This is a genomic window from Streptomyces caatingaensis (genome assembly GCF_001187435.1).
Taxonomy (GTDB): Bacteria; Actinomycetota; Actinomycetes; order Streptomycetales; family Streptomycetaceae; genus Streptomyces; species Streptomyces caatingaensis.
Genome location: NZ_LFXA01000004.1, coordinates 153003 through 172015, shown reverse-complemented (window position 1 = coordinate 172015; position 19013 = coordinate 153003). Strand labels below are relative to the sequence as shown.

Here is a 19013-nt window from a genome sequence, read left to right as displayed (position 1 = left end):
AGCTTTAACCCAACGGACGTTGGGCTGTTCCCGCACCCCGATTCCCTACCCGCCGGTAAGCCCTAAGGTCGTGCCATGCGCCGAGCGAAAATCGTCTGCACCCTGGGGCCCGCCACCGACTCGTACGAGCAGATCAAGGCACTCGTCGAGGCCGGCATGGACGTCGCCCGCTTCAACCTGAGCCACGGCACCTACGCCGACCACGAGGCACGGTACGAGCGGGTCAGGAAGGCGGCCGAGGAGACCGGCCGCAACGTGGGCGTCCTCGCCGACCTTCAAGGCCCGAAGATCCGCCTCGGCCGCTTCCGGGAGGGGCCCGTACTCCTTGAACGCGGCGACCCCTTCACCATCACCGTCGAGGACGTCCCCGGCGACCGCACCCGCTGCGGCACCACCTACGACGGCCTCGCCGCCGACGTCACCCGGGGCGAGCGCATCCTCGTCGACGACGGGCGCGTCACCCTGGAGGTCACCGAGGTCGACGGCCCCCGCGTCCACACCGTCGTCCTCGAAGGCGGCATGGTCTCCGACCACAAGGGCCTCAACCTCCCCGGCGTCGCCGTCTCCGTCCCCGCCCTCTCCGAGAAGGACGTCGAGGACCTCCGCTGGGCCATCCGGACCGGCGCCGACATCGTCGCCCTCTCCTTCGTCCGCAACGCCGACGACGTCCACGACGTCCACCGCGTCATGGACGAGGAGGGGCGCCGCCTCCCCGTCATCGCCAAGATCGAGAAGCCGCAGGCAGTCGAGAACCTCGACGGCATCGTGGCCGCCTTCGACGGATTGATGGTCGCCCGCGGTGACCTGGGCGTCGAGATGCCGCTGGAAACGGTCCCCATCGTGCAGAAGCGGGCGATCAAGCTGGCGAAGCGCAATGCGAAGCCGGTCATTGTCGCGACCCAGATGCTCGACTCCATGATCGACGCATCCCGGCCCACGCGCGCCGAGGCGTCCGACGTCGCCAACGCCGTCATCGACGGCACGGACGCGGTGATGCTCTCCGGCGAGACGAGCGTCGGCAAGTACCCCGTCGAGACCGTCCGGACGATGGGCCGGATCGTCGCCGCCGCCGAGGAGGACGTCCTGGCGAAGGGCCTCCCGCCGCTGACCGAGCGCAGCAAGCCCCGCACCCAGGGCGGCGCGGTGGCCCGCGCGGCGGCCGAGATGGGCGACTTCCTCGGGGCGAAGTTCCTCGTCGCGTTCACCCAATCCGGTGACACGGTACGGAGGTTGTCCCGCTACCGCTCCCCGATCCCGCTCCTCGCGTTCACGCCGGAGCCGGCCACCCGCTCCCAACTCAACCTCACCTGGGGCGTGGAGACGTTCCTGGGGCCGATGGTGCAGACGACGGACGAGATGGTCCGGCAGGTGGACGAGTACCTGTTGCGGATCGGGCGCTGCCGGCGGGGCGACATGGTCATCATCACGGCGGGTTCGCCCCCGGGGACGCCGGGGACGACGAATCTGGTGCGGGTGCATCACATCGGCGAGGACTAGCCGTCAGTGCTTCGGGCCGATGTGGGTGTCCATGAGGGCCACGGAGGGGCGGCGGGCGACGGAGACGCTCCAGGCGTTCGTCGGTCTCCACTCGACGCCCAACGCGTCGAGTGTGTCGGTGAACAGCCGCCGGATGGCGTCCGACTTGTTGGTGAAGAAGTACCGGGTGTACTCATGGCGCTTGCGTGTGCCCGCTACGACCCTGGTCGCCCAGTTGGTGACGCGGCAGCCGTCGGAGTGGACGAGTCCGCGTACGAACTCCCACGGGTGGGCATCGACGATGTCCTGTTGCCAGGACTCGAGAGTGATCACCCGCTGGTGCTTCTTGCCGGGGCCGTGCTGGGGGAAGAAGCAAGGCCAGTGCCGACTGGTACTGGTCACCATGACGCACCCCTGCTTCCGGACGGCACAGACGCTGTTCTCGGGGCGGACCTGTCCGACCGCGTCCTTGCGTGCCGCGATGAGGCCGGGCCAGGCATCGGCACGGGCGATGCGGAGGGCGTAGGTGCCTCTCGGCTGTTTGCTGATGCAGCCGTCGCCCAGGTAGAGGCCGAGCAGGTAGGCGTATGCGGCCGGGTCCTGTGGAGGCTTCGGGTTGCTGTCGCACCGCAGACATGAGGAGGACGACTGCTTGGGCTCAAGTCTGATCAGCCACTGACGGATGGCGTAGCGGGATATGCCCGTCTGCTGGCTCACCGAATTGAGGCTGCGCCCCTGGGCGACGAGGGAAAGGGCGTGACGGCGGGTATCGAGGTCGTACACAGGGACGAGCCTGGTCCAGCCCGGACACGCGTGAGCTGCCTATGTGCAGATGTTCACCGCGTCGAGTGAAGATCCCCAACGGTTAGGTAACCCTGTGCGACCTTCGAATCGAAGGAGAAGTGCCCCGGGTCGGACTCGAACCGACACTGTATGGGTTTTGAATCCATTGCCTCATGCCAATTGGGCTACCGGGGCCTTGCAATGTAAGGAGAGTGTATACCCCTCCGGTACTCAAAACTACAGCACTGGGTACGCTCATGGGGCACCACCTGCCTTGGACCGAGGAGACCCGTGAGCGCCGCCGAGCCCCAGCCGCCCGTCGACGACGAGCCGCAGCACACCCCTCCGCACACCACGCGCGTCGTGATCGCCGAGGACGAGGCCCTGATCCGCCTCGACCTCAAGGAGATGCTCGAGGAGGAGGGCTACTCCGTCGTGGGCGAGGCGGGGGACGGGGAGACGGCCGTCGCGCTGGCTCGGGAGCACAAGCCCGATCTGGTGATCCTCGATGTGAAGATGCCCGTTCTGGACGGGATCTCCGCCGCCGAGCGGATCGCCGCCGAGTCGATCGCACCCGTGCTGATGCTCACCGCGTTCTCGCAGCGCGAGCTCGTCGAGCGCGCCCGGGACGCCGGGGCGATGGCGTATCTGGTCAAGCCGTTCAGCAAGAGCGACGTCGTGCCGGCGATCGAGATGGCCGTCTCCCGCTTCACGGAGCTGAAGGCGCTGGAGAAGGAGGTCGCGGACCTCGCCCAGCGGCTGGAGACGCGGAAGCTCGTCGACCGGGCGAAGAGCATTCTGCAGACGCAGTACGGCCTGACGGAGCCCGCCGCGTTCCGGTGGATCCAGAAGACGTCGATGGACCGGCGGATGTCGATGCAGCAGGTGGCCGAGGCCGTCATCGAGGACGCCCGGGAGAAGAAGGAGAAGGCCGCGAAGGAGCAGTAGCGCGGGAGTCGCGGCGGAGAGGGCCCGTGTCCGGTGCGGACGCGGGCCTTTCGCGTCCCCGCGTTCAGTCCTCGCCCAGGTACGCCTTGCGGACGGACGCGTTGCCGAGGAGTTCGGGGCCGGTGCCGGAGAGGACGATGCGGCCGGTCTCCATGACGTGGCCGTGGTCGGCGAGGCTCAGCGCGGCCTGGGCGTTCTGTTCGACGAGGAGGATGGTGGTGCCGGCGGCCTTGAGCTCGCGGATGGTGGCCATGATCTTCTGCATCATGATCGGCGAGAGGCCCATGGAGGGTTCGTCGAGCATGAGGAGTTTGGGGCGGGACATGAGGGCGCGGGCCATGGCGAGCATCTGCTGTTCGCCGCCGGAGAGGGTGCCGGCGGGCTGGCGCGCGCGTTCGCCGAGGATGGGGAAGAGTTCGTAGGCGCGGCGGATGTCGTGGGCGATGCCGTCGGTGTCCTTGCGGAGGAAGGCACCGAGTTGGAGGTTCTCGGCGATGGTGAGGCGGGGGAAGATGTGGCGGCCTTCGGGCGAGTGGGCGAGGCCGCGGGCGACGATCCGGTGGGCGGGGACGCCGCCGAGGGGTTGGCCGTCGAAGCGGACGGTGCCCGCGGTGGGGCGGAGGAGCCCGGAGAGGGTGCGCAGGGTGGTGGTCTTGCCGGCGCCGTTGGTGCCGATGAGGGTGACGATCTGGCCGGTGTGGACGGTGAAGTCGATGCCTTTGACGGCTTCGATCTTGCCGTAGGCGACGCGGAGGCCGGTGACCTCGAGGAGGGCGGTCATCGGGGTTCGTTCTCCTCGGGGTGCGGGGTGGCGGCGTGGGTTTCGGCGGCTTCGACCTCGGCGGCCTCGGCCTGGCCGGGTGCGCCTTCGTAGGGGGTGCCGAGGTAGGCGGCGACGACGCGTTCGTCGCGCTGGACGGTGTGGGCGTCGCCCTCGACGAGTTTTTCGCCCTGGACGAGGACGGCGACGTGGTCGCAGAGGTTGAAGATGAAGCGCATGTCGTGCTCGATGACGAGGACGGCGATGCCCTGGTCGCGGATGGCGAGGACGAGTTGTTCGGTGGCTCGGGTCTCCTGGGGGTTCATGCCGGCGGTGGGTTCGTCGAGGAGGAGGAGACCGGGGTCGCTGGCGAGGGCGCGGGCGATTTCGAGTTTGCGTTGTTCGCCGTAGGGGAGGTTGCGGGCGAGGTGGTCGGCCTTGCCGTGGAGGCCGGTGAAGTCGAGGAGTTCGTGGGCGCGGCGGGCGGAGGCGGTTTCGGCGCGGCGGAAGCGGGGGCCGCGGAGGAGGGCGGAGAAGAGCCCTTCCTTGGTGCGGGTGTGGCGGCCGACGAGGACGTTTTCCAGGACGGTCATATTGGGGAAGAGGCGGATGTTCTGGAAGGTGCGGGCGATGCCGGCTTGGGTGACGAGGTGGGGTTTTGCGGGGAGTTGGGTGCCGCGGTAGGTGACGGTGCCTTCGGTGGGGGTGTAGAGGCCGGTGAGGCAGTTGAAGAGGGTGGTTTTTCCTGCGCCGTTGGGGCCGATGAGTCCGACGATCTGGCGTTCGTGGACGGTGAGGTCGCAGGAGTGCACGGCGGTCAGTCCGCCGAAGCGCATGGTGACGCCGGTGGCGGTGAGGAGGGGTGGGGTGGCGGCCATGGTGGTCACGCTCCCTCCGGCGGGGCGTCGTCGTGGAATTCGAGTTGTTTGCGGCGGTCGGCGACGAGTCCTTCGGGGCGGAAGCGCATGAGGAGGATGAGGGCGACGCCGAAGAGCAGGAGTTGGTAGTCCTGCATGAAGTCCATTTTGTTCGGGATGAGGTAGAGGAGGGCGGCGCCGACGACGGGGCCGGTGATGGTGCCCATGCCGCCGAGGATGACGGCGGCGAGCAGGAAGGCGGAGTTGGGCGGGACGGTGCCGGCGAACTGGTACTGGTCGGGGGTGGCGGTGGTGATGACGTGGGACTGGACGGTGCCGGCGAGTCCGGCGAGGGCGGCGCCGAGGGCGAAGGCGAGGAGCTTGAGGCGGAAGGCGTTGATGCCCATGGCGGTGGCGGCGGTCTCGTCCTCGCGGATGGCGACCCAGGCGCGGCCGATGCGGGAGTCGGCGGCGCGGCGGAAGACGAGGACGACGGCGATGGTGGCGAGGAGCATCAGCAGGTAGTAGTTGCCGAAGCGGCCGATGGTGAAGCCGAGGAGGTCGTGGGTGTCGCCGAAGTTGAAGCCGCCGATGTCGAGGTCGGGGATGTTGGGGATGCCCATGGAGCCGTTGGTGATGTCAGGGCCGGTCTTGCCGTTGAGGTTGAGCATGGTGATGCGGAAGATCTCGCCGAAGCCGAGGGTGACGATGGCGAGGTAGTCGCCGCGCAGCCGGAGGGTGGGGGCGCCGATGAGGACGCCGAAGACGAGTGAGGCGCCGATGCCGGTGAGGACGGCGGCCCAGAAGGGGAAGTGGACGCCGGCGGCGGATTCGGGGGAGCCGGAGACGAGGGCGGCGGCGTAGGCGCCGACGCCGAGGAAGGCGACGTAGCCGAGGTCGAGGAGGCCGGCGAGGCCGACGACGACGTTGAGGCCGAGGGCGACGGTGGCGAAGATCAGGATGCTGGTGGCGAGGTTGGTGTAGGTGTCGTTGGTGAGGGTGAGGGGGAAGCAGGCGGCGGTGAGGAGTGCGGCGGTGAGGGTGAGGGTGCGGTGTCGTGCGGTGAGGGTGGTGAGGCGTGCGGTGAGGCCGGAGCGGCCGAGGGCGGCGAGGCCGGCGATGGTCAGGAGCAGGTAGCCGACGAAGAGTTCGCCGTATTCGGCGTCGACGCCGTAGGTGAAGAGGAGGAGGCCGAGGGCGAAGGCGGCGGCGATGAGGAGGAGGTCGGCCCAGGCGGGGAGGGGTGCTGCGGGGTGGGGGCGGCGGGTGGTGAAGGTGTGGCGCAGACGGCGCAGGGGTCCGGGTGCGGGGCCGTCGGGGTGGGGGAGGTCGGTGGGGAGGGCGAGGGCGCCGAGGAGGGCGAGGAGGCTGCCGGCGGCGGCGAGGAGGCCGCCGGGTTCGAGGTTGACGAGGCCGCCGAGTTGCCGGGCGATGGCGCCGAGGGTGTACCAGGTGGTGGCGAGGGTACCGAGGGCCAGGAGGACGGTGGGGGCGGTGGTGCCGGTGGGGGCGAGCCAGCGCAGTCCGCGGAGGCGGTGGGCGGCGAGGACGTGGAGGAGGCTGAGGGCGGCGCCGGCGAGGGTGATGGTCTGGAGGCCGCCGGGGTAGCCGGTGACGGTGAGGTTGCCGGGGAAGGCGGTGGTCCAGGTCCAGGGGAGGAAGGTGGAGGCGAGGGTGAGGGCGGCGCCGGTGGCGGCGATGATCCGGGCGGGGCCGGCGGGCAGGGGGATGAGGGGAGTGTGCCGGGCGAGGGTGGTCATGGTGATCACGCCCGGTCCGCGACGCGTTCGCCGAGCAGGCCCTGGGGGCGCAGCAGGAGGACGAGGATGAGGAGGACGAAGGCCCAGACGTCCTTCCAGGAGCCGCCGCCGAACTGGGACATGCCGGGGATGTCCTCGATGTAGGCGGTGGCGAGCGCTTCGGCGACGCCGAGGACGACGCCGCCGAGCATGGCGCCGTAGATGTTGCCGATGCCGCCGAGGACGGCGGCGGTGAAGGCCTTGAGGCCGGTGATGAAGCCCATGCGGAAGTCCACCTGTCCGTACTTGAGGCCGTGGGCGACGGCGGCGACGGCGGCGAAGGCGGCGCCGATGGCGAAGGCGATGACGATGATGCGGTCGGTGTTGACGCCCATGAGTCTGGCGGTGTCGGGGTCCTGTGCGGTGGCCTGCATGCCGCGGCCGGTGCGGGTTCTGGTGACGAAGAGGCCGAGGGCGAGCATGCACAGGGGGGCGGCGGCGAGGAGGAAGATCTCGCCGCGTTGGACGGTGGCGCCGAGGAGGTGCAGGGACTCGCCCTTGAACTGGGGGAAGACGCGGGCCTTCTTGGCGTCGGGGTACCACTTCCAGACGGCTTGCTGGAGGGCGATGGAGAGGCCGATGGCGGTGATGAGGGGGGCGAGGCGGGGTGCGCCGCGGAGGGGGCGGTAGGCGAAGCGTTCGGCGGCGACGGCGACGGTGACGGAGGCGAGGACGCCGCCGGCGATCATGAGGGGGAGGGCGAGGGCGAGGGCGGTGCCGTCGGGGAGGGCGAGGTGGGCGGTGAGGGCGCCGAAGCCGCCGACCATGAAGATCTCGCCGTGGGCGAAGTTGATGAGCTGGACGATGCCGTAGACCATCGTGTAGCCGATCGCGATGAGTCCGTACATCGCGCCGAGGATGAGTCCGTTGGCCAGTTGTTGCGGCAGTTCGTGCACCGCCGGGCCTCCGTGGGTGGGAAGGGGTGCGGGCGGTCGGCGCGGGCCGTGGGGCCCGCGCCGTACGGTGAATCGGTTCTGCCGGTGGTCGGCCGGGTGTCAGCGCTTGTAGGCGGCGCTGTAGCGGGCTTTCCAGGCGGTGCCTTCGACCTGGTAGGCGGTGATCATGGTGTTGGTGGTGTCGCCGTACTGGTCGAAGGAGACGGGGCCGGTGACGCCGGGGAAGGAGACCTTGTTGAGGGCCTGGACGACCTTGGCGCGGGCGTCGTCGGGGAGTTTGCCGCCGTTCTCGGCGGTGACGGCTTTGACGGCCTGGACGACGGCCCAGGTGGCGTCGTAGGTGGAGCCGCCGTAGGCCTCGTAGCGGTCCTTGTAGCCGGCGGCCTTGTAGTCGGCGATGAACTTCTTGGCTGAGTCGAGCTGTTCGACGGGTTTGCCGACGGAGGTGGCGTAGTCGCCGGCGGATTTCTTGTTGAGGGTGATGTAGTCGGCGCTGTACATGCCGTCGCCGCCCATGAGGGGCACGGTGACGCCGCTTTCCTTGAGCTGCTGGCTGAGGGGTGCGGAGGCGGGGTACTCGCCGCCGTAGAAGACGAGGTCGGGGTGGGTGCTCTTGGCCTTGGAGACGATGGCCTTGAAGTCGCGGTCCTCGGGGTTGACGTGTTCGGTGCCGACGATCTTTCCGCCGAGCGAGGTGAAGGTGGCGGAGAAGGAGGAGGCGAGGCCGACGCCGTAGGTCTTCTGGTCGTCGATGACGTAGGCGGTTTTCGCCTTGATCTGCTCGTGGGCGTACGTGCCGCCGAAGGCGCCCTGGACCTCGTCGGTGGTGGAGGTGCGGAAGTAGGTGGTGAATTGGCGTTTGCGGTGGTTCTGTTTCCAGTCCTTGCCCTGGGTGAGGTCGGGGGTGGTGTTGGCGGGGGATATGAGGGCGATGGTGTTGGACTGGGCGACTTGCTGCATGGACTGGGCGACGCTGGAGTTGAGGGGGCCGATGATGGCGACGGCCTTGGCGTCGCCGGCGATCTTGGTGGCGTTCTGCTGGCCGGAGGTGGGCTGGGCCTGGTCGTCCAGCGGGGTCAGCCGGAAGGTGACGCCGGGGACTTCGTTGCTCTTGTTGGCGTTCTTGACGGCGAGGTCGGCGGAGTTCTTGATGCCCTGGCCGAGGGCGGAGAGGTCGCCGGTCAGCGGGGCGTCGAGGCCGATGACCACGGTGGTCCTCCCGCCGCCCCGCTCGCCGTTGTCACTTCCCTTGTCGTCGCGTGATCCACAGGCGCTCAGGCCGAGGGCCCCGGCCGTGAGCGCGGTGGTGAGGAGGAGCAGGGAGCGGTGTCGCACGGTGAGTCCTTTCCCTGGCGCGGCGGCTTGGCCGGGGTGCCGTGTCGCTCGCCGGGCTCCGACGAAAGGTGGGGAGGTGGTGCGAACCGCCCGGCGGGGTGGTGAATGGCCGTGACTTTAGGGCTGTGCGACGTGCCGGGGCAGAGGTGCCGCCGATGCTGTGACTGTCTTGTTATGACGCAGATCACGTTCCGCTTCGCGCGGCCGGCGGGGGTGGCGCCGCCGGCCGCGCGGGTGGCGCGGGGAAGGTCAACTCGCCGGGATCCGGCGGGAGTTGTCAGGTGGACGGGAGCGCGGCCTCACGGATGGCGCAGGTGAGGCGGGCGGTGCAGACGCGCCTGCCCTGCTCGTCGGTGATGACGATGTCGTAGGTGGCGCTGGTGCGTCCGCGGTGGGCGGGGGTGGCCACTCCGGTGACGACGCCGGAGCGGGCGCCGCGGTGGTGGGTGCAGTTGAGGTCGACGCCCACCGCGATGCGGGTGGGGCCGCCGTGCAGCATGGCGCCCACCGAGCCGAGGGTCTCGGCGAGCACGGCGGAGGCCCCGCCGTGCAGCAGGCCGTACGGCTGGGTGTTGCCCTCGACGGGCAGGGTGCCGACGACGCGCTCGGCCGACGCCTCCAGGACCTGGACGCCCATGCGGGTGCCGAGCTGCCCCGCCGAGAAGAGGGTGGGGAGGTCGAGGCCGCTGCCGGCCCAGGCGTCGATGGTCTCCTGTGTGAAGACGGTGCTGGTCTGCTCGCCCATGCGGCTCGGCTCCCCTGGTGCTGTCGTTGACGTGTGTGCGGGACGGGTCTGTTGTTATCAAGCGGCTCCGCCGGGGGCCGCGCCGGGGCCCGCCGTGGGCTCCAGGCGGACGACGACGGACTTGCTCGCGGGGGTGTTGCTGGCGTCGGCGGTGTGGTCGAGGGGGATCAGGACGTTGGTCTCGGGGTAGTAGGCGGCGGCGCAGCCGCGGGCGGTGGGGTAGTGGACGACGCGGAAGCCGGGGGCGCGGCGCTCGGTGCCGTCCGTCCACTCGCTGACGAGGTCGGTGTAGGAGCCGTCGGCGAGGTGGAGCGCGCGGGCGTCGTCGGGGTGGACGAGGACGACGCGGCGGCCGTTCTTGATGCCGCGGTAGCGGTCGTCGAGGCCGTAGATGGTGGTGTTGTACTGGTCGTGGGAGCGGAGGGTCTGCAGGAGCAGGCGGCCTTCGGGGAGTTCGGGGTGTTCGACGGGTGAGGCGGTGAAGTTGGCCTTGCCGGTGGTGGTGGGGAAGGTGCGGGAGTCGCGGGGCGCGTGGGGCAGGGTGAAGCCGCCGGGGCGGGCGACGCGGGCGTTGAAGTCCTCGAAGCCGGGGACGACCCGGGCGATGCGGTCGCGGATGGTGGCGTAGTCGGCTTCGAACTCCTCCCAGGGCGTGGTGCTCCTGTCGCCGAGGACGCGGCGGGCCAGGCGGCAGACGATGGCGGGCTCGGAGAGGAGCCGGTCGCTCGCGGGGGCGAGGCGGCCGCGGGAGGCGTGGACCATGCCCATGGAGTCCTCGACGGTGACGAACTGGTCGCCGCCGCGCTGCCGGTCGCGTTCGGTGCGGCCGAGGGTGGGCAGGATCAGGGCCCGCGCGCCGGTGATGACGTGGGAGCGGTTGAGCTTGGTGGAGACGTGGACGGTGAGGCGGGCGCGGCGGACGGCGGCCTCGGTGACGTCGGTGTCGGGGGTGGCGGAGACGAAGTTGCCGCCCATGGCGAAGAAGACCTTGGCCGTGCCGTCGCGCAGCGCGCGGACGGCGCGGACCACGTCGAGGCCGTGGTGGCGGGGCGGGGCGAAGCCGAACTCCTTCTCCAGGGCGTCGAGGAAGGCCGGGGCGGGGCGTTCGAAGATGCCCATGGTGCGGTCGCCCTGGACGTTGCTGTGGCCGCGGACGGGGCAGACGCCGGCGCCGGGGCGGCCGATGTCGCCGCGCAGCAGCAGGAAGTTGACGACTTCCTTGATGGTGGCGACGGCGTGTTTGTGCTGGGTGAGGCCCATGGCCCAGCAGACGACCGTGCGGCGGGAGGCGAGCACCAGCTGGAGGGCCTGCTCGATCTCGGCGCGGGTCAGGCCGGTGGCGCGCAGCGTCTCGTCCCAGTCGGCGGTGCGGGCGAGGGCGGCGAACTCCTCGAAGCCGTGGGTGTGTTGTTCGACGAAGGCGGTGTCGACGGCGCCCTCGGTCTCCAGGATCAGCTTGCCCAGCATGCGGAAGAGGGCGTGGTCGCCGCCGAGCCGGATCTGGAGGAAGAGGTCGGTGAGGGCGACGCCGCCGCCGGCCAGGCCGCGGGCGTTCTGCGGGTTCTTGAACCGCTCCATGCCGGCCTCGGGCAGCGGGTTGACCGTGATGATCTTCGTGCCGCCGCGTTTGGCCTGCTCCAGGGCGCTGAGCATGCGCGGGTGGTTGGTGCCGGGGTTCTGGCCGGCGACGATGATCAGGTCGGCCTTGTGGAGGTCCTCCAGCAGGACGCTGCCCTTGCCGACGCCGAGGGTGTCGGTGAGGGCGGAACCGGACGACTCGTGGCACATGTTGGAGCAGTCCGGCAGGTTGTTGGTGCCGAACTCGCGGGCGAAGAGCTGGTAGAGGAAGGCGGCCTCGTTGCTGGTGCGGCCGGAGGTGTAGAAGACGGCCTCGTCGGGCGAGGAGAGGGCGTGCAGCTCCTCGGCGACGATGTCGAAGGCCCGCTCCCAGGAGACCGGTTCGTAGTGGTCGGCGCCCTCGGGCAGGTACATGGGGTGGGTGAGGCGGCCCTGCTGGCCGAGCCAGTAGCCGCTGCGGCCGAAGAGGCCGGAGACCGGGTGGGCGGCGAAGAACGCGGGGGTCACGCGGCGCAGGGTGGCTTCCTCGGCGACGGCCTTGGCGCCGTTCTCGCAGAACTCCGCGGCGTGCCGTTCGTCGCCCTCGGGCCAGGCGCAGCCCGGGCAGTCGAAGCCGTCCTTCTGGTTGACGCGGAGCAGGGTGAGCGCGGTGCGCCGCACGCCCATCTGCCGCTGGGCGGTGCGCAGCGTCTGGGCGATGGCCGGGAGGCCCGCGGCGGAGTGCCGGGGCGAGGTGACCTCGGGTGCGTCCTGGACGGGGTCGCCGGTGGGTGGTTTGCCTGCCATCTCGTTCCCCTCGAGAGCGGTCGGTGGGCGTGCGGTCGGCCCGGGGACGATCCTGTCATGGGGGTCGGACAGCGGCGTCCGGTGGTGTGGCGGGGATTGTCAGTGGGTCGTGGCAGGATCGGGGGCGTGGCAGCAAAGGCATCGATGACACCGTCCGACAGCAGTGAGCCGACCGGCACCGGGGCAGCGGGGGGAGGCCGGCCCCGCCTGCTCCTCATGGACGGGCACTCCATGGCGTACCGGGCGTTCTTCGCGCTGCCCGCGGAGAACTTCACGACGTCCGGGGGCCAGCCGACCAACGCGGTCTACGGTTTCGCGTCGATGCTCGCGAACACCTTGCGTGACGAGGCGCCCACGCACTTCGCGGTGGCCTTCGACGTCTCGCGCACCACGTGGCGCTCGGAGGAGTTCGCGGAGTACAAGGCGAACCGGTCGAAGACCCCCGACGAGTTCAAGGGCCAGGTCGAGCTGATCGGGGAGATGCTCGACCACATGCGGGTGCCGCGCTTCGCGGTCGACGGCTTCGAGGCGGACGACGTGATCGCCACGCTGGCGACGCAGGCGGAGGCCCAGGGCTTCGAGGTGTCGATCGTCACGGGCGACCGTGACTCCTTCCAGCTGGTCAGCGACGCCGTCACGGTGCTGTACCCGACCAAGGGCGTCTCGGAGCTGACGCGTTTCACGCCCGCGAAGGTCATGGAGAAGTACGGCCTGTCGCCCGCGCAGTACCCGGATTTCGCGGCGCTGCGCGGCGACCCGTCGGACAACCTGCCGGGCATCCCGGGTGTCGGCGAGAAGACGGCCACGAAGTGGATCAACCAGTTCGGTTCGTTCGCCGAGCTGGTGGCGCGCGCGGACGAGGTCAAGGGCAAGGCGGGGCAGAATCTGCGCGAGCACCTGGAGGCGGTGAAGCTCAACCGCCGCCTGACGGAGATGGTGCGCGACGTGGAGCTGTCGACCGGCCCGGAGGGCCTGGTGCGCGAGGCGTACGACCTGGCCGCGCTGGGTGCCCTGCTGGACCGGCTGGAGATCCGCAACCGCAGTCTGCGCGAGCGGCTGTGGGGCACGGATCCGGCGGCGGCCGTGGCGGAGGCCGCCGAGGAGCTGGAGGTCGAGCTCGACGGGCGCATGCTGGGCGCGGACGAGCTGGCGGGCTGGCTGGAGGCGATCCCGGCGGAGGTGCCCGCCGCGGTCGCGGCCGGTTACGACTGGAAGCTGGGCAGCGGCGACGTCCACGAGGTGGCGCTGGCCCTGCCGGACGGGCGGGCCTGCTGGTTCGAGCCGCAGGAGCTGTCCGAGGCCGACGACAAGGCGTTCGCCGCCTGGCTGGCCGACGCGTCCCGGCCGAAGGTGCTGCACATGGGCAAGCGCGTGCTGCGGGTCTTCGCCGAGCGCGGCTGGGCCGTCGCGGGCGTCACGATGGACACCGCCGTGGCCGCCTACCTGGACGAGCCCGGGGCCCGCCCCTTCGAGACGGATCCGCTCAACCGCCACCGCCAGAAGCGGGCCGGCAAGGTCCGTTTCAACAAGGGCAAGCGGCAGCTCACCGAGCTGGAGGTGCTCGTCGAGGACAAGCTCGGCCGCACCCTGCCGCGCGTCGATCCCGACAAGGCGGAGGCGGGCCAGCAGGCGTTCGACTTCGACGGCACGGCCGACAAGGAGGCCGCCGAGAAGCTCATGGTCGAGGCCCGCGCCGTCCTCGACCTCGGGGAGTTCTACGAGCGCAAGCTCGCCGGGACGCACGCGCTGGAGCTCATGCGCGACCTGGAGTTCCCCGTCGGCGACCTGCTGGTCGCGATGGAGCGCGAGGGCATCGCGGTGGACCGCGCCCGTCTGGAGCGGCTCTCCGAGGAGTACCTGGGCGAGATCGAGCAGGCCGTCGCCGACGCCCACCGGGCCGCCGGCCGGGAGTTCAACCTCTCCTCGCCCAAGCAGCTCCAGGAGATCCTCTTCGAGGAGCTGGGCCTGCCCCGGACCAAGAAGATCAAGACCGGTTACACCACGGACGCCGACGCCCTCGCCTGGCTCGCCGGCCAGACGGAGAACGAGCTCCCGGTCGTCCTGCTGCGCCATCGCGACCGCGCCAAGCTCCGCACCACCGTCGACGGCCTGATCAACAACATCGCGGCGGACGGCCGGATCCACACCACCTTCAACCAGATGGTGGCCGCCACCGGCCGGCTCTCCTCCACCGACCCGAACCTGCAGAACATCCCGGTGCGCACCGCCGACGGCAGCCGCATCCGCCGCTGCTTCGTGGTCGGCGAGGGCTTCGAGTCGCTGATGACGGCCGACTACAGCCAGATCGAGCTGCGCGTCATGGCCCACCTCTCCGAGGACGAGGGCCTGATCGAGGCGTTCACCTCGGGCGAGGATCTGCACACCACCGTCGCCTCCCAGGTCTTCGGCGTGGCCAAGACCGAGGTGGACGCCGAGATGCGCCGCAAGATCAAGGCGATGTCGTACGGCCTGGCCTACGGTCTGTCGGCGTTCGGGCTCTCCCAGCAGCTGGGGATCTCCCCGGGCGAGGCCGGCGGCCTGATGGACACCTACTTCGAGCGCTTCGGCGGAGTGCGGGACTACCTGCGCCGCGTCGTCGAGGAGGCCCGCGCCACCGGCTACACCGAGACGATGCTGGGCCGCCGCCGCTACCTGCCGGATCTCAACAGCGACAACCGCCAGCGGCGGGAGATGGCCGAGCGCATGGCGCTCAACGCCCCGATCCAGGGCACCGCCGCCGACATCGTCAAGATCGCGATGCTGCGGGTCGCCGGGGCGCTGGAGAAGGAAGGGCTCGCCACCCGGATGCTGCTCCAGGTGCACGACGAAGTCGTGCTGGAGGTCGCCCCCGGCGAGCGGGAGCAGGTCGAGGAGCTGGTGCGCCGGGAGATGTCCGGGGCCGTCGAGCTGCGTGCCCCGCTGGACGTCTCGGTCGGCGTCGGCGGCGACTGGGAGTCCGCCGCGCACTGACGCCCCGCACCGGCGCCCGCACTGCTCCGGACGGCCGTGCGGCCCCTCCCCCCCGGGGAGCGGCCGCACGGCCGTTCCAGCTGCTGATTGTCGCGAGATCGGTGTGCGAACGCCTCTCCGATGTCACACGATGGAGGGAACCCCTCAAACGGACGGTCCCCCGGGGAGGGGGACCGCGGAGCAGAGGAGGCTCGCCGTGAAGGAGAGTCCCGAGGACGGATCCACCGAGCGGTCCACCGCGTCCGGGCCGAGCCGGCTGTACACCGGCGCCGAGCGGCCCTTCGACCCGGAGGACCTCGTCCTGGCCTCCGGCCACGACATCACCCCGGAGCGGGTCGAGGCGGCCCGCCGGCACATCGAGGAGAAGGGGGCGGCGGCACTCGAGCGCTACCTCCCCTGAACCTCCCCGGCGGGAGCGACTCCCTCACCGGCGGCGGGTGTTGGTGCGCCGGGTGGGCTCGGCCGCAACGGGGTCCTCCGGCCACGGGTGGCGCGGGTAGCGGCCGCGCAGCTCGGCCCGTACGGCCCGGTAGCCCTCCCGCCAGAAGGACGCCAGGTCGGCCGTGACGGCCGCCGGGCGTCCCGCCGGTGAGAGCAGGTGCACCAGGACGGGCACCCGCCCGCCCGCGAGCCGCGGCGTGTCCTGGAGACCGAAGAGCTCCTGGAGCTTGACGGCCAGCACGGGCTGCCCGTCGCCGTACTCCACCCGGATCCGCGAGCCGCTGGGCACCTCGATCCGCTCCGGCGCCAGCTCGCCCAGCCGGGCGGCGTCGCCCGTCGCCCACGGCAACAGGCGCTCCAGACAGGCGCGTACGTCCGCGCGCTCCAGATCCGCGCGCCCGCGCGCCGCGTCGAGCTCCGGGCCCAGCCACTCGTCCGCCCGCTCCAGCAGCGCGGCGTCCGAGACGTCCGGCCAGGGATCGCCCAGCTCGCGGTGGAGGAACGCCAGGCGCCGCCGCAGTCCGGTGGGCTCCGCGCTCCAGCGCAGCAGCCCCGGGCCCTCCGCCACCAGCCCCTCCCGCAGCGCCGCCCGCAGCCGGGCCCGGTCCGGGGCGGCGAGCCGGGCCGAGGCCAGCTCGACGGCGCCCAGCCGCGTCACCCGGCGGGCCACCACGTCCCGGCGCTCCGGGGACCAGCGCACCTCCTCGTCCTCGGCGAGCAGCGCCCCGGCCGTCTCCCGGGCCGTCCCCTCGTCGATCACCGCGCCCAGCCGGACCCGGGCCGACGCCGCGGCGACCGGCCGGTCGGCGACGGCCACGGCGAGCCACGGCATGCCGCGCAGGCGCGAACCGTCGCCCAGCTCGGCGCCCGTCCCGGACACCATCAGGTACGACGCCCCGCCACGCGCGCACGCCACCCGTTCGGGGAAGGCCAGCGCCGCGACCAGGCCCGCGGCGGCGTCGTCGCCCAGCGGTTCGCCGCCGCACGGACCGTCCTCCGCGACCCCGCGCAGGGCGCCCTCCAGCCGGCGCGCCTCCGCACGCCAGCGCGCCCCGTACGCGTCCGCGCCCCGGCGCGCGGCCCGCCACGCGGCGGCCAGGTCGTCGCCGTACTCCCGGGGCGGCTCCTCGCTCAGCAGCGCCACCACCTCGGCCGTGCGCCGCGCGCCCAGCCGCGGGGCGCCGTCCAGCAGGGCCCGTGCGAGGCGGGGGTGCACGCCGAGCCGGGCCATCCGCCGGCCCCGGCCGGTCGGGCGGCCCGCACCGTCCACGGCGCCCGTGGCGGTCAGCGCGGCGCGGGCCGCGGCCATCGCGCCGGAGGGCGGGGGATCGAGCAGCGCCAGGCCGCTCGCGTCGGGGTCGCCCCAGCAGGCCGCCTGCAGGGCGAACGCCGTCAGGTCCGCGACCGTGATCTCCGCCGCCGGGAACGCCGGCAGCCGGGCGTCGTCGCCCTCCGCCCAGCAGCGGTAGACCGTCCCCGGGGCCTCACGGCCCGCCCGGCCGGCCCGCTGCCGGCCGGCCGCCCGGGACGCCCGGACGGTCGTCAGGGCGCTCAGCCCGCGGGCGTGGTCCGTGCGCGGCTCGCGCGCCAGACCGGCGTCCACGACGACACGCACCCCCGGCACGGTCAGGCTCGACTCCGCCACCGAGGTCGCCAGCACCACCCGGCGGGTGCCCTCCGGGCTGCCGGCCAGCACCGCCTCCTGGACGGCGGCCGGGGCCCGGCCGTGCACCTGGAGCACCTCCGCCCCCAGCCGTTCCTCCCCGCCCAGCAGCCCGGCCACCCGGCCGATCTCGCCGACCCCCGGCAGGAAGCACAGCACGTCGCCCTCGCGCTCGCGCAGCGCCCGCCGCACCACGGCCGCCACGTGGTCCAGCAGCGCCGGGTCCACCCGCAGGCCGTGCGGGGGGCGCACGGCGCGCGGCGGGGGCGCCCACACGACCTCCACGGGGTGCGCCGTGCCCTCCGCCGTCACCACCGGGGCGTCGCCCAGCAGCCGGGCCCAGCCCTCGGCGTCCGTCGTCGCCGACGCGGCCACCAGGCGCAGGTCCGGGCGCAGGGCCGCCCGGACGTCGAGCAGGAAGGCGGCCGCGGTGTCCGCGTCCAGGTGCCGCTCGTGGCACTCGTCGAGGACGACGACGTCGACTCCGGCCAGCTCCTGGTCGTGCTGGAGGCGCTGGAGCAGGACACCGGTGGTGACCACCTCGACCACCGTCCGGGGGCCGGCCTTCCGCTCCCCGCGCACCGTGAAGCCGACGCGCACGCCCGGTTGCTCGCCCAGCAGCCAGGCCATGCGGCGGGCTGCGGCGCGGGCGGCGATGCGGCGGGGTTCGGCGACGAGGACGCGCCGGGGCGCGGCCTCGTCGATCTCCGCTCCTCCCTCTGGTCCCGCTGGCCCTGCCAGCCCTGCCAGGGCCAGGGGGACCAGGGTGGTCTTGCCCGTGCCGGGCGGGGCGCAGAGGACGGCTGCGCCGTGGCTGTCGAGGGCGCGGGTGAGGTGGGGGAGGGCGGTGTGGACGGGGAGGTGGGTGAGGACGTCGGTGGTGCGGGTCACCGGGACAGTGTCGCTGAGGGGGAGAGGCGCCCCCGACCCGCCCTTTCACCGTTTCTGGTGCGGCTCCGCCGCGGGTGTCCTCAAACGCCGGACGGGCTGAATCAGCCCGTCCGGCGTTTGGGGACTAACGTGGCGAAGCCGCGTTGCCCCGCGCGGCAGCGCGCCAGAAACGGTGAAAGGGCGGGTCGGGGGCACATCCCCCCTCAGCCCTGCCCCCTCAGCCCTGGTCGCGCTCGCAGACGAAGATCGCCGTGCCCGGGATCAAGTGGCCGCGCAGGGGCGACCAGCCGCCCCACTCCTGCGTGTTCCAGTCCGGCCACTCCGGCTCGACGAGGTCGAGGAGCCGGAAACCCCCGGCGACGACGTCGCGCACGCGATCCCCCAGCGTGCGGTGGTGCTCGACGTACACGGCCCGCCCCGCCTCGTCCTGCTCGACGTAGGGCGTGCGGTCGAAGTAGGAGGCGGCGACGGAGAGGCCCTCGGGCCCGGGCTCGTCGGGGAAGGCCCAGCGGATCGGGTGGGTGACGGAGAAGACCCAGCGCCCCCCGGGCCGCAGCACCCGGTGCACCTCGCGCATCACCCGCACCGGGTCGGCGACGAAGGGCAGCGCCCCGTACGCCGAGCAGGCCAGGTCGAAGGAGCCGGCCGCGAAGGGGAGGGCCCCGGCGTCGGCCTCGACCAGGGGGACGTCCCCGCCGATCCGCAGCGCGTGCTGGAGCTGCCGGTGCGAGAGGTCCAGGGCGACCGGCCGGGCCCCCTGGGCGGCCAGCCAGCGCGAGCACTGGGCCGCGCCGGCTCCGATCTCCAGCACGTCCAGCCCGGCCAGGGGGCGGCCGAGCAGCCCCGCCTCCGCCTCGTCCAGGCCCTCAGGGCCCCAGACGAAGCGGTCGTCGCCGAGGAACGCGCCGTGTTCGCTCTGGTACTCGTCGGCGTTGCGGTCCCACCAGCCGCGGCTGGCCCGGCTGCTCTCGGTGGCGCCGGTGGTCCTGCGGACCGCCTCGGGCTCGTGCTCTTCGGTGGATTCTGGCGTCATCTGGGTGGTCGCGATCCCTGGCCGGCTGGAAAAGTGGGTAGAGTATCCGGCC

General features: G+C 72.1%; 14 protein-coding genes and 1 tRNA gene. 4 read left to right on the top strand and 11 right to left on the bottom strand.

Annotated features, from left to right (window positions below; translation table 11 throughout):
* Positions 1-75: 75 nt before the first annotated feature.
* Positions 76-1497 carry a pyruvate kinase gene (gene pyk / locus AC230_RS08155; RefSeq protein ID WP_049715394.1) on the top strand — a complete coding sequence of 474 codons (1422 nt, stop codon included), beginning with the start codon at positions 76-78 and terminating at the stop codon, positions 1495-1497.
* Between the two features lie 3 nt (positions 1498-1500).
* Here pyk and AC230_RS08150 read toward each other — a convergent pair whose 3' ends face one another.
* Positions 1501-2259 carry a helix-turn-helix domain-containing protein gene (locus AC230_RS08150; protein WP_049715393.1) on the bottom strand — a complete coding sequence of 253 codons (759 nt, stop codon included), beginning with the start codon at positions 2257-2259 and terminating at the stop codon, positions 1501-1503.
* A 120-nt stretch (positions 2260-2379) separates the two neighbouring features.
* Positions 2380-2454, bottom strand: a tRNA-Leu gene (locus tag AC230_RS08145).
* A 96-nt stretch (positions 2455-2550) separates the two neighbouring features.
* Between AC230_RS08145 and AC230_RS08140 the strand changes: the two genes are divergently transcribed.
* Positions 2551-3207 carry an ANTAR domain-containing response regulator gene (locus AC230_RS08140; protein WP_049715392.1) on the top strand — a complete coding sequence of 219 codons (657 nt, stop codon included), beginning with the start codon at positions 2551-2553 and terminating at the stop codon, positions 3205-3207.
* A 64-nt stretch (positions 3208-3271) separates the two neighbouring features.
* On the opposite strand, the gene AC230_RS08135 is transcribed toward AC230_RS08140, so the two are convergent.
* From AC230_RS08135 to AC230_RS08105, 7 genes are all read right to left on the bottom strand, one after another.
* Positions 3272-3988, bottom strand: coding sequence for an ABC transporter ATP-binding protein (locus tag AC230_RS08135; RefSeq protein ID WP_049715391.1), 717 nt, complete (start codon positions 3986-3988; stop codon positions 3272-3274).
* Positions 3985-4845, bottom strand: a complete 861-nt coding sequence (locus AC230_RS08130) for an ABC transporter ATP-binding protein (RefSeq protein ID WP_049715838.1) — start codon at positions 4843-4845, stop codon at positions 3985-3987. Before AC230_RS08130 ends, AC230_RS08135 begins: the two co-directional genes overlap by 4 nt.
* Positions 4846-4850: 5 nt before the next feature.
* On the bottom strand, positions 4851-6584 hold the full coding sequence (locus tag AC230_RS08125; protein ID WP_049715837.1) for a branched-chain amino acid ABC transporter permease: 1734 nt from the start codon (positions 6582-6584) through the stop codon (positions 4851-4853).
* Between the two features lie 5 nt (positions 6585-6589).
* Positions 6590-7519, bottom strand: a complete 930-nt coding sequence (locus AC230_RS08120) for a branched-chain amino acid ABC transporter permease (RefSeq protein ID WP_049715390.1) — start codon at positions 7517-7519, stop codon at positions 6590-6592.
* A 99-nt stretch (positions 7520-7618) separates the two neighbouring features.
* Positions 7619-8839: a branched-chain amino acid ABC transporter substrate-binding protein gene (locus AC230_RS08115; protein WP_049715836.1), complete on the bottom strand. Its 1221-nt coding sequence runs from the start codon at positions 8837-8839 to the stop codon at positions 7619-7621.
* 292 nt (positions 8840-9131) lie between these two features.
* Positions 9132-9599, bottom strand: coding sequence for a PaaI family thioesterase (locus AC230_RS08110; protein WP_049715389.1), 468 nt, complete (start codon positions 9597-9599; stop codon positions 9132-9134).
* 57 nt (positions 9600-9656) lie between these two features.
* Entirely contained in the window at positions 9657-11963 is a 2307-nt protein-coding gene (locus tag AC230_RS08105) for an FdhF/YdeP family oxidoreductase (protein ID WP_049715388.1), read from the bottom strand.
* Positions 11964-12107: 144 nt separating this feature from the next.
* Between AC230_RS08105 and polA the strand changes: the two genes are divergently transcribed.
* Both polA and AC230_RS08095 read left to right on the top strand, forming a co-directional pair.
* The gene (gene polA / locus AC230_RS08100) at positions 12108-14933 is read left to right on the top strand and encodes a DNA polymerase I (RefSeq protein WP_198535490.1); all 2826 of its coding nucleotides are present in this window, start codon (positions 12108-12110) and stop codon (positions 14931-14933) included.
* 196 nt (positions 14934-15129) lie between these two features.
* A complete protein-coding gene (locus AC230_RS08095; protein ID WP_049715386.1) occupies positions 15130-15333 on the top strand; it encodes a hypothetical protein in 204 nt (67 codons plus the stop codon).
* Between the two features lie 24 nt (positions 15334-15357).
* On the opposite strand, the gene hrpB is transcribed toward AC230_RS08095, so the two are convergent.
* Both hrpB and AC230_RS08085 read right to left on the bottom strand, forming a co-directional pair.
* On the bottom strand, positions 15358-17928 hold the full coding sequence (gene hrpB / locus AC230_RS08090) for an ATP-dependent helicase HrpB (protein WP_049715385.1): 2571 nt from the start codon (positions 17926-17928) through the stop codon (positions 15358-15360).
* 217 nt (positions 17929-18145) lie between these two features.
* Positions 18146-18961, bottom strand: coding sequence for a class I SAM-dependent methyltransferase (locus AC230_RS08085; protein ID WP_049715384.1), 816 nt, complete (start codon positions 18959-18961; stop codon positions 18146-18148).
* Positions 18962-19013 lie beyond the last annotated feature (52 nt).